Raw genomic sequence first — 10,408 nt, forward strand, 5'->3', positions numbered from 1 at the left:
GGCGGGCACCATGCCGGCGGCCGCGCCGCCGCCGGTGCCGCCGTCGGTCCACTCGACGGGTACGACGGCCTCGGCGCCGGGCGGCAGCGGCGCGCCGGTCATGATGCGGGCAGCCTGGCCGGGGCCGACGGTGGGCAGCTCGCCGCTGCCCGCCGCGACGTCCCCGACCACCGTGAGCACCGCGGGGAACTCCTCGCTCGCGCCCTGGACATCGGCCGTACGGACGGCGTAGCCGTCCATGGAGCTGTTGTCGAAGGGCGGCAGGGCGACGGGCACGGTGACGTCCTCGACCAGGACACAGCCCTGGGCGTCCAGCAGCTGGAGCTCGATGGGCTCCAGCGGCCGGACGGCGGTGAGGATGTCCGCGAGGTGCTCGTCCACCGACCACAGGCGCTGCGGCCCGGACTCCGGGGCCGGCCCGGGCTCCGGGGCGCTGGGCTGCTCGGGCGCGGTGTCCTGCGGTGCGGGGCTGCTCAAGGTGCTACATCTCCTCCGTGACGTAACGGTGAAGCCAGGTGCGGAACTCCGGGCCCAGGTCCTCGCGCTCGCACGCGAGGCGGACGATGGCCCGCAGGTAGTCGGCGCGGTCGCCGGTGTCGTAGCGGCGGCCCCGGAAGACCACGCCGTGCACCGGACCGCCCACGGTCTCGTCGGCGGCCAGCTTCTGCAGGGCGTCGGTGAGCTGGATCTCCCCACCGCGGCCCGGCTCGGTCTCCCGCAGTATGTCGAAGATCGCGGGGTTGAGGACATAGCGTCCGATGACGGCGTAGTTGCTGGGCGCGTCGGCCGGCTCCGGCTTCTCGACCAGACCGGTGATGCGGACGACGCCGTCCTCGCCGGTGGCCTCGACGGCGGCGCAGCCGTAGAGGTGGATGCTCTCCTGCGGGACCTCCATCAGGGCGATGACGGTGCCGCCGGTGCGCTGCTGGACGTCGACCATCTGCCGCAGCAGCGGGTCGCGCGGGTCGATGAGGTCGTCGCCGAGCAGGACGGCGAACGGCTCGTGGCCGACGTGCGGGGCGGCGCAGAGGACGGCGTGGCCGAGGCCCCTGGGGTCGCCCTGGCGGACGTAGTGCATGGTGGCCAGGTCGCTGGACTCCTGGACCTTCTTCAGGCGGTCGTCGTCGCCCTTGGCGACCAGCGCCGACTCCAGCTCGTAGTTGCGGTCGAAGTGGTCCTCCAGCGGCCGCTTGTTACGTCCTGTGATCATGAGGACGTCGTCGAGGCCGGCAGCGACGGCCTCTTCGACCACGTACTGGATGGCCGGCTTGTCCACGACCGGGAGCATTTCCTTCGGCGTGGCCTTCGTCGCCGGCAGGAAGCGCGTACCGAGGCCCGCGGCCGGGATGACGGCCTTTTTGATCACGGGGTGCAACTGAGTCATGGGCAGAACGATAGTGGGTGCCGAAGGTGAAGATTTAATTCCGGTAAGTATGTCCGATATTAATGAGAAAGGTGTGGATTTTCGTGTCGACCGTGGGTGAGGACCCGTCCGCCAAGGCGGAGCTGCGCCGCGAACTGCTCGCCGCCCGGCGCGCCTTGTCCCCCGGCGCCGCCGGGGCCGCGGCGGAGGCGCTGGCCCGGCATGCGCTCGACCTGCCGGAGCTGGCGCGGGCGCGTACGGTCGCCGCGTACGTCTCCGTGGGCACCGAGCCCGGCACCCGGGCCCTGCTCGACGCCCTGCACCGGCGCGGCATCCGGGTCCTGCTGCCCGTGCTGCTGCCCGACAACGACCTGGACTGGGCGCCGTACGACGGGCCCGTCTCGCTCGCGGAGGTCCACCGCCCGGGCATGATGCGGCTGCTGGAGCCGGTCGGGCCCCGGCTCGGCCCGGACGCGGTCACCGGCGCCGACACCGTCCTGCTGCCCGGGCTCGCCGTGGACGGGCGCGGGATGCGGCTGGGGCGGGGCGGGGGCTCGTACGACCGGGTGCTCCAGCGGCTGGCGAAGGCCGGCGCCCACCCCGCGCTGGTGGTGCTCCTCTACGACGACGAGGTGGTCGCGCGGGTCCCGGAGGAACCGCACGACCACCCCGTGCAGGCGGTGGCCACCCCGTCGGGGGTGCGCCGCTTCGGCTGACGCGCACGTCGTGCGTCGCACGTCGCACGTCGCACGTCGCACGTCGTGCCGCGGGGGCCGGGCGCCCGCGGCACGACCGCGCCTCACGGCTCGATCGTCGGCTTCACCGCTCGATCGTCGGCCTCACCGCTCGATCGTCGGCCTCACGGCTTGAGCGTCAGCGTGTCCACCGTCGCCTTGTCGACCGCGCCCTTGCCGAAGGGCCACTCCAGCAGCTCACCCTTGGCCCACAGGTCCGTCTGGTCCGTGTAGTGCGAGTGGTACGTGTGCCCGCTCGCGCCGGTCAGGTTGATCCAGCGGGACTTGTCCAGGTCGTTCAGGTTGACGACCATCCGCATGGACGGGACCCAGGTGACGTCGTAGCCGCTGGCCGCGTTCCAGCCGGTGGCGTTGACCGTGGCCTCGCCGCCGCCCAGGTTCCAGGGGCCGCGGTTGAGCAGCCACTGCAGGAAGCCGGGGCCCTCGGTGCCGATGGTCTGGTTCTTCAGCTGCAGCTGGTGCAGCCGGCCCCAGCTCCAGGACTCCGGGTCCTTGCCGAGCTTGGCGGTGAGCTCCCAGCGGGCGTCCTTCATGGCCCGCGCGAACAGCTCGTCGCGGGAGGTGGACGCGGGCTGGTTGCGCACGGCCGGCGACTGCCACCAGGCCGACTTCTCGTCCTTGACCAGGCGCCGGACCACCTCGAACCAGCGGTCGCCGCCGTCCGGCTGCGCCGAGTCCGCGTCGCGCATGCCGCACTCGCGGACCACCTCGGTCAGGTCGTCGGCCAGGCCCTGGGTGTCCGCCTTCACGTTCCGGCAGTCGCCCTCGACCCGCAGCTCCTTGGGCATCTTGTCGCCGAAGGCCAGCTTGAGGATGTTGCGCCAGACCGCGTTGAAGTAGGCGGCCGCCGCCGAGTCCGGCTCCTGCGTGTAGTTCCAGCCGTCCAGCAGCTTCTGGGCCTGGCGGACGTCCTGGTCGGCGATGGGGACCTTGGACAGCATCGGGGTCAGCAGCGCGGCGATCTCGCTGCTGTTGTCCATCTGCATGGTCCGCATGTCGTCGGTCGAGATCTTGCCGCTGTCCTTGATCTTCGCCTCGATGAGGTCGTTGATCCGCTGGCTGCGGGCGCCGTAGCCCCAGTCGGTGGTCAGCGTGTACGGGTACTTGCCCGCGCCGGACTCCACGACCGCCTGGTTGGCGGTGACGATGTAGCCGCGCGCGGGGTTGAGCTCCCAGGGCAGCTCGTTCTGCGGGATGTAGCCGGCGTTGCCGTCCTTGCCGCCCTTCCAGGCGTACTTCGAGTCCCAGCCCGGCGCCGGCATCTTCCCGTCGCCCTGGTTGCGGACCGGGATCCGGCCGGGGGCCTGGTAGCCGATGTTGCCGGCGGGGCCCTTGTTGTCGGCGTAGATCAGGTTCTGGGAGGGGACCTCGAAGTCGGCGGCCGCGGCCCGGAAGGAGGCGAAGTCCTTGGCCCGGTTGATCTTGAAGACGGCGTCCATGGACTTGCCCGGGTCCAGCGCGGTCCAGCGCAGGGCGACGGCGTAGCCGTTGCCGCGGTCCGGGGCGGGGCCGGTGACCGGGGCGCGGGTGCCGACGGTGCCGAGCTCGTCGCTGCGGTCGGAGATCAGCGGGCCGTTGTTGGTGATCCGCACGGTGATCTTCTTGCTGGCCCCGCCGGCGACCTTGATGATCTCCTCGCGGAAGGTGAACGGGAGCACCTTGTTGTCGTAGACGTAGCCCTCGGGCTTGACCTGCTCCAGGTAGAGGTCGGTCACGTCGGCGCCGAGGTTGGTCATGCCCCAGGCGATGTCGGCGTTGTGGCCGATGACCACGCCGGGCATGCCGGAGAAGGAGTACCCGGCCACGTCGAAGGTGCAGCCGCTGCCGGCGGTCCGGCAGTGCAGGCCCATCTGGTACCAGAGCGAGGGCAGCTGCGGGGCCAGGTGCGGGTCGTTGGCCAGCAGGGGCTTGCCGGTGGTCGTGTACCTGCCCGAGACCACCCAGGAGTTCGAGCCGATGCCGCTGCCGTTGGGGCCGAGCAGCGCCGGGATCTTGTCGAGGGTGTCGGACAGGGCGCTCAGCTGCGTGCGTACGCCCTGGGCCGCGCCCTGGACGGTGGCGCCGGAGACGCCGCCGTTGGGGGTGGCGCCGGGGGCGCCCGAGCCCGAGGCGCCCGCGCCCGAGGCGCCCGCGCCCGAGGCCGCCGAGCCGGTCGCGCCCTGGGGGACGTACGCCCCGGCCTGGACCTTGCCGCCCTCGGTGACCGGCTTGTTCCGGTCGAACGGGTACGGCGGGTAGAGCTCGTCGATCTGCTGCTGGCTGAGCTTGCCGGCCATCAGCGCCCGGTCGATCTCGTCCTGCATGTTGCCGCGCAGGTCCCAGGCCATGGCCTTGAGCCAGGCCACCGAGTCCACGGGGCTCCACGGCTCGGGCTGGTAGTCGTCGCTGAGCTTGAGGGCCGCGTGCTCGACGGAGAGGGCCTTGCCGGACTTCCCCTTGAGGTAGGCGTTGACCCCGTCGGCGTAAGCCTGGAGGAACTTCTTCGTCTCCGGCGAGAGCTTGGTGTCGTACTCGGCCTGGGCGACCTGGCGCCAGCCGAGGGTGCGCAGGAAGGCGTCGGTCTCGACCTGGCCGGCGCCGAACATCTCCGAGAGGCGGCCGGCCGTCATGTGGCGGCGTACGTCCATCTCCCAGAAGCGGTCCTGCGCGTGCACGAAGCCCTGTGCACGCATCAGGTCCTCGTCGGAGTCCGCGTAGAGCTGCGGGATGCCGCGGGCGTCGCGCTTGACGTCCACGGGGCGGCTCAGCCCGGGGAGCTGGAGGGAGCCGGTCGTCTGCGGGAACGAGGCGCGGATCGTGTCCGCGCTCCAGTAGCCCCCGTAGCCGAGGCCCGTGACGAGCGCCAGCACCAGGACGAGCACGATCAGACGGGCGCGTCGTCCCTTCTTCTTGGCGGCGGGTGCGGATTCGTTGGCGGGCATCGCTGTCCTTAGAGGGGCAGGGTGGTCCTGAGTGCTGGGAGCAACCATAGGCGCAGCGTCGTAACTGTTCGGACGCGGTGTCAGGGAGGAGCCGTGAAGAGGGGAGCGAACAGGCGTTTCACAATGTGACTAGCACGTCAAGGAATCGTCAAAGATTAGGTAAGGTAACGAACTACCTGCCGCCGGAGGGCCGCTCCGGCAGGCCCCTGGAGAAAGGCGCGCCCGCTGACCGTCAACCAGCTCAATGAGCTCATGCTGGTGTGCTCGCTCGTGCTGCTCGTCGCCGTCGGCGCCGTGCGGATCTCCTCACGCAGCGGCCTCCCCAGCCTGCTCATCTACCTCGGCATAGGCATCGCGATAGGTCAGGACGGCATAGGCAACGTCGTCTTCGACAACGCGGCACTCACCCAGGTGTTCGGCTACGCCGCCCTGGTCGTGATCCTCGCCGAGGGTGGTCTGGGGACGAAGTGGAACGAGATCAAACCGGCACTGCCGGCCGCGACCATGCTCTCGCTCGTCGGCGTCGCCGTGAGCGTGAGCGTGACCGCCGCCGGAGCGCACTACCTCGTCGGGCTGGACTGGCAGCAGTCGCTGCTGATCGGCGCGGTCGTCTCCTCCACGGACGCGGCGGCGGTCTTCTCGGTCCTGCGCAAGGTGCCGCTGCCCCCACGGGTCACCGGCGTACTGGAAGCGGAATCGGGCTTCAACGACGCCCCGGTGGTGATCCTGGTCGTCGCCTTCTCGGCGGTCGGCCCGGTGGACGAGTGGTACGTGCTGATCGGCAAGATCGCGGGAGAGCTCGCCGTCGGCGCCGCGATAGGCCTGGCGGTCGGGTTCCTGGGCGCGTACGGGCTGCGCCACATCGCACTGCCCGCCTCGGGCCTCTACCCGATCGCCGTGATGGCCATCGCCGTGACCGCGTACGCGGCGGGCGCACTCGTGCACGGCTCCGGATTCCTCGCCGTGTACCTGGCGGCCATGGTGCTGGGCAACGCCAAGCTGCCGCACTGGCCGGCGACGCGGGGCTTCGCGGACGGACTGGGCTGGATCGCCCAGATCGGCATGTTCGTGCTGCTGGGCCTGCTGGTGACCCCGCACGAGCTGCTGGGCGACTTCTGGCCCGCGGTGGTCATCGGGCTGGTGCTGACGACGGTGGCCCGGCCCCTGGAGGTCTTCGTCAGCCTCCTCCCCTTCCGGATGCCCTGGCGGGAGCAGGCCCTTCTGTCGTGGGCCGGGCTGCGCGGGGCCGTGCCCATCATCCTGGCGACCATCCCGATGGTGTCCGGGGTCGAGGACAGCGACCGGGTCTTCAACATCGTCTTCGTGCTGGTCGTCGTCTACACCCTGGTGCAGGGGCCGACGCTGCCGTGGGTGGCGCGCAAGCTGAAGCTGGGCGACTCGGTGGAGGCCACGTCGGACCTGGGGATCGAGTCGGCCCCGCTGGAGAAGCTGCGCGGCCACCTGCTGTCCTTCGCGATCCCCGAGGGCTCGCGGATGCACGGGGTGGAGGTCAGCGAGCTGCGACTGCCGGGCGGGGCCTCGGTGACGCTGGTCGTCCGCGACGGCAAGAGCTTCGTACCGCTGCCGTCGACCGTGCTGCGACGCGGGGACGAGCTGCTGGTGGTGGCGACGGATCCGGTACGGGACGCGGCGGAGGCGCGGCTGCGGGCGGTGGCCCGGGGCGGCAAGCTGGCGGGCTGGCTGGGGACGGGCGACGCGGGGGGCGGCGGCGCCGGAGGTGGCGGCGCGGGAGGGGGCGGCGCGCGGGGCGGCTCGGAGCGCGGCGGCCGGAGGTCACGGTAGGGCTCGGGCTTCCGCTTCCGCGCTTCCGGCCTTCGCCGCCGCGGTCCGGTGCGGTGCGGCGCGCGGCGCGACGCGGGGGCGACGGGGACGCGGGGGTGCGGGGGCAGCGCGGACCTTTCGGGCTTTTCAGGCTTTCCCGCGATTAGAGCGGCGTTCTAATTCGGCTGTTTTCGCTCGCGTCTGCCGAGATCTGCCACGATTTCTCCCTTTTCGAGGAGGCGAAGCCCTCGCTAATCGCAGGTGAAGACATGTCTTGTCGCCGCAATCACAGGGCGTAGTAACACCTTTCCCTGTAGCATGAAGGCACACCAAAACGAACCAACTCTGCCTGACGCAGAGCTGGCGCGACCGCTCGGCGGCCGTGGCGCCCCCCTCTCGCAGTGGGCGCCCCTGGTATCACTCGGTTCTGCGCAAGAGGACAGCTCTCGGAGCTCCCATTACGTACGGGTGCGGCCCACGAAGCACGCACCGCCCGCAGACGGGGACGCTCTACCAGGTAGCGGAAAGGCAAGGCCGTGACATCCGCGGTCACGACCGAGAAGGACAACTCCGAGCAGTCCTCCCCCCGCCCCGGCTACGGCTCGCTCCTGCGCACCCCGGGCGCGCTCTCCTTCCTCCTGCCGGGCTTCGCCGCCCGGCTCCCCTTCGGCATGCTGACCGTCAGCATCCTGCTGCTCGTCCAGCACGCCACCGGCTCGTACGGGCTCGCCGCCGTCGTCTCGGCCGTCACCGGCGTCTCCATGGCGCTGTCCGCGCCCGTGATGGGCCGGCTGACCGACCGGCACGGCCAGAGCGCCGTCCTGGCTCCGGTCGCCCTCGTCCACGGCGTCGCCATCAGCGGCCTGACCGCCCTCACCCTGCTGGGCGCGCCGGTCTGGGCGCTGGCGCTGGCCGCCGTACCGGCGGGCGCCTCGGTGCCGCAGGTCGGCCCGATGGTCCGGGCCCGCTGGGCCGCCAAGCTCCAGGGCTCCCCGCTGCTGCCGACGGCCGCGGCCTTCGAGTCCGTCACCGACGAGCTCACCTTCGTCGTCGGCCCGGTCCTCGCGACCGCACTGTGCACCGGCGTGCACCCGGCCGCCGGCCTGGTCACCGAGGCCGGCCTGACCGTGCTGGGCGGCCTGGTCTTCGCGGCGCAGCGCGCCACCCAGCCGCGGCCGGCCGGCGCTGCCGCCGCCGTCGCCGAGAAGCACGCCTCCGCGCTGTCCATCCCGGGCGTCCGCGTCCTGGTCGCGGCCTTCCTGGGCATCGGCGCCGTCTTCGGCGGCATGCAGATCTCGATGGCCGCCTTCTCCGAGGAGATCGGCAACCCCGGCGCGAACGGCCTGCTCTACGGCGTCTTCGCGGCCGGCAACATGATCGCGGGCATCGCCTGCGGCGCCGTCGCCTGGAAGATCGGCCCGCGCCGCCGCCTGATCCTCGGCTACGCCGGCCTGACCGCGGCCGCGTCCGTCCTGTGGTCCGCCGACTCGGCGGTCCTGCTGGGCGCGCTCGGCCTGCTGGTCGGGCTGTGCATCGCCCCGGCCCTGATCACCGGGTACACGATGATCGAGACCCTGGTGCCGGCGAACACCCGCACCGAGGCCTTCACGTGGCTGACGGGCGCGGTCGCCCTCGGGCAGGCCGTGGCGGCCATCGCCGCCGGCCGGCTGACCGACGCGTACGGCTCGGGCGCGGGCTTCCTGGTCCCGATGGCGGCCACCGCGCTGGCCCTGGCGACCCTGCTGGCGCTGCGCGCCAACCTGGCGCCGAAGGGCCCCGGCCGGATCGTGAACGCCTCGACGGAGGCTCGCGCGGAGCGGGCCGACGAGCGTGGCATCGGTCACCGCGTGCCGGTCACGGTGGACTGATCCGCCGGAATAAGTCACCATGGAACGTCGTTAGCACTCATCGAGCCAGAGTGCCAGGAGGAAGATTCGTGCCGACCTACCAGTACCAGTGCACCGAGTGCGGCGAGGGCCTCGAGGCCGTGCAGAAGTTCACGGACGACGCCCTCACCGAGTGCCCGAGCTGCAAGGGACGCCTCAAGAAGGTGTTCTCCGCGGTCGGCATCGTCTTCAAGGGCTCGGGCTTCTACCGCAACGACAGCCGTGGCGCGTCGTCCAGCAGCACGCCCGCGTCCTCGTCCGCCTCGAAGCCGGCGGCCTCGGCCACGCCCGCCCCGGCCCCGGCCCCGGCCGCGTCGAGCAGCAGCACGCCGGCCGCCTGACGACGCCGGCGTACCTCAGACGTACGCCGACGGCCCCGTCCCCCGCTACCTACCGGGGGCCGGGGCCGTTCGCGTTCCTTGGTTAGGGTGTGGCTCATGGTGCACGCAGAGATCGGCGTAATCGGCGGTTCGGGCTTCTACTCCTTCCTGCAGGAGGTCACCGAGCTCCAGGTGGAGACCCCGTACGGCCTCCCCAGCGACTCCCTGTACGTGGGTGAGCTGGCCGGACGCCAGGTCGCGTTCCTGCCCCGGCACGGCCGCGGCCACCACCTGCCGCCGCACCGGATCAACTACCGGGCCAACCTGTGGGCGCTGCGCTCCCTCGGCGTCCGCCAGGTCCTCGGGCCCTGCGCGGTGGGCGGGCTGCGGCCGGAGTACGGCCCGGGCACCCTGCTGGTGCCCGACCAGCTGGTCGACCGTACGAAGTCGCGCGCGCAGACCTTCTTCGACGGGCACCCGCTGCCGGACGGCACCATCCCGAACGTCGTCCACACCACCTTCGCCGACCCGTACTGCCCGGTCGGGCGGGACGCGGCGCTGGCGGCGGCCCGCGGCCGCGACTGGGAGCCGGTCGACGGCGGCACGATGGTCGTCGTCGAGGGCCCGCGCTTCTCCACCCGCGCCGAGTCGCAGTGGCACGCGGCGATGGGCTGGTCGGTGGTCGGCATGACGGGCCACCCGGAGGCCGTCCTGGCCCGCGAGCTGGGCCTCTGCTACACCTCGATGGCGCTGGTCACGGACCTCGACGCGGGCGTGGAGACGGGCGAGGGCGTGTCCCACAGCGAGGTGCTCAAGGTCTTCGGCGAGAACGTCGGCCGGCTGCGCGCGGTGCTCTTCGACACGGTCGCCGCGCTGCCGCGGACGGAGGACCGTGCGTGCCTGTGCACGCGTGCGCACGAGGGCTGGGACCTGGGGATCGAGCTTCCCTGAGGCCGGCGGGCTTCGCTGGGGCCGGCGCCCCGGCCCGCGCCTCACCCGTGTGGGTGACGGAGTTGTCCACAAGCTGGGGATCGTCCACAGGGGCGGGCGGGGTGGCCGCGGGTGGGCGGATCGTGAGGGGTGTTCCCGAGGTACGGGAGCTGCTTCTCACGAGAGGTGGTGGGTGTCGTGTTCGACACTTCGTCCCAGTTGTCTTCCGCTTCGTCCCAGTTCTCTTCCCAGATCTCCTCCCAGGTCTCTTCCCCGTTCTCTTCCCCGGTCCGGTCCGGGGCGTGCCCGCCCGCGCGGCCGGTGCCGATGTTCCCGCCGCTGCGGGTCGGCCGGGGCGGCGGGCGGCTGCGGCGGGCCCTGCGGGCTGGCTCTTATACCCAGCTCCGCGCCCACCTGACCGAGGCTGATCTCCTTAGTCAGCTTCAGACTT

7 protein-coding genes and 1 pseudogene are annotated in these 10,408 nt (G+C 71.8%); 5 read left to right on the forward strand and 3 right to left on the reverse strand.

Going from position 1 to position 10,408, the window contains the following annotated elements; genetic code table 11:
- A pseudogene (locus tag GPJ59_RS27320) lies at positions 1-477 on the reverse strand (gephyrin-like molybdotransferase Glp); the annotation flags it as partial.
- 4 nt (positions 478-481) lie between these two features.
- Positions 482-1,384 carry a UTP--glucose-1-phosphate uridylyltransferase GalU gene (gene galU / locus GPJ59_RS27325; RefSeq protein ID WP_219670366.1) on the reverse strand — a complete coding sequence of 301 codons (903 nt, stop codon included), beginning with the start codon at positions 1,382-1,384 and terminating at the stop codon, positions 482-484.
- Positions 1,385-1,446: 62 nt separating this feature from the next.
- Between galU and GPJ59_RS27330 the strand changes: the two genes are divergently transcribed.
- Positions 1,447-2,079, forward strand: coding sequence for a 5-formyltetrahydrofolate cyclo-ligase (locus GPJ59_RS27330; RefSeq protein WP_219670367.1), 633 nt, complete (start codon positions 1,447-1,449; stop codon positions 2,077-2,079).
- 143 nt (positions 2,080-2,222) lie between these two features.
- On the opposite strand, the gene GPJ59_RS27335 is transcribed toward GPJ59_RS27330, so the two are convergent.
- Positions 2,223-5,039: a penicillin acylase family protein gene (locus tag GPJ59_RS27335; protein ID WP_219670368.1), complete on the reverse strand. Its 2,817-nt coding sequence runs from the start codon at positions 5,037-5,039 to the stop codon at positions 2,223-2,225.
- Between the two features lie 252 nt (positions 5,040-5,291).
- Here GPJ59_RS27335 and GPJ59_RS27340 point away from each other — a divergent pair, with 252 nt between their 5' ends.
- The 4 genes from GPJ59_RS27340 to GPJ59_RS27355 all read left to right on the forward strand — a co-directional run bounded on the left by GPJ59_RS27340 (position 5,292) and on the right by GPJ59_RS27355 (position 9,978).
- Positions 5,292-6,842, forward strand: coding sequence for a potassium/proton antiporter (locus GPJ59_RS27340; RefSeq protein ID WP_219670369.1), 1,551 nt, complete (start codon positions 5,292-5,294; stop codon positions 6,840-6,842).
- Positions 6,843-7,357: 515 nt separating this feature from the next.
- Entirely contained in the window at positions 7,358-8,689 is a 1,332-nt protein-coding gene (locus GPJ59_RS27345) for an MFS transporter (RefSeq protein ID WP_219670370.1), read from the forward strand.
- Between the two features lie 68 nt (positions 8,690-8,757).
- The gene (locus GPJ59_RS27350; protein ID WP_219670371.1) at positions 8,758-9,048 is read left to right on the forward strand and encodes an FmdB family zinc ribbon protein; all 291 of its coding nucleotides are present in this window, start codon (positions 8,758-8,760) and stop codon (positions 9,046-9,048) included.
- A 96-nt stretch (positions 9,049-9,144) separates the two neighbouring features.
- Complete coding sequence (locus tag GPJ59_RS27355; protein WP_219670372.1) at positions 9,145-9,978, forward strand: S-methyl-5'-thioadenosine phosphorylase; 834 nt, start codon at positions 9,145-9,147, stop codon at positions 9,976-9,978.
- Positions 9,979-10,408 lie beyond the last annotated feature (430 nt).

The sequence above is a fragment of the Streptomyces bambusae genome, from assembly GCF_019400985.1.
GTDB lineage: Bacteria > Actinomycetota > Actinomycetes > Streptomycetales > Streptomycetaceae > Streptomyces > Streptomyces bambusae_A.

Coding starts and splice junctions, on each gene's coding strand:
- GPJ59_RS27330 (WP_219670367.1), top strand. CDS start 1,447: ATGAGAAAGGTGTGGATTTTCGTGTCGACCGTGGGTGAGGACCCGTCC.
- galU (WP_219670366.1), bottom strand. CDS start 1,384: ATGACTCAGTTGCACCCCGTGATCAAAAAGGCCGTCATCCCGGCCGCG.
- GPJ59_RS27340 (WP_219670369.1), top strand. CDS start 5,292: ATGCTGGTGTGCTCGCTCGTGCTGCTCGTCGCCGTCGGCGCCGTGCGG.
- GPJ59_RS27335 (WP_219670368.1), bottom strand. CDS start 5,039: ATGCCCGCCAACGAATCCGCACCCGCCGCCAAGAAGAAGGGACGACGC.
- GPJ59_RS27355 (WP_219670372.1), top strand. CDS start 9,145: ATGGTGCACGCAGAGATCGGCGTAATCGGCGGTTCGGGCTTCTACTCC.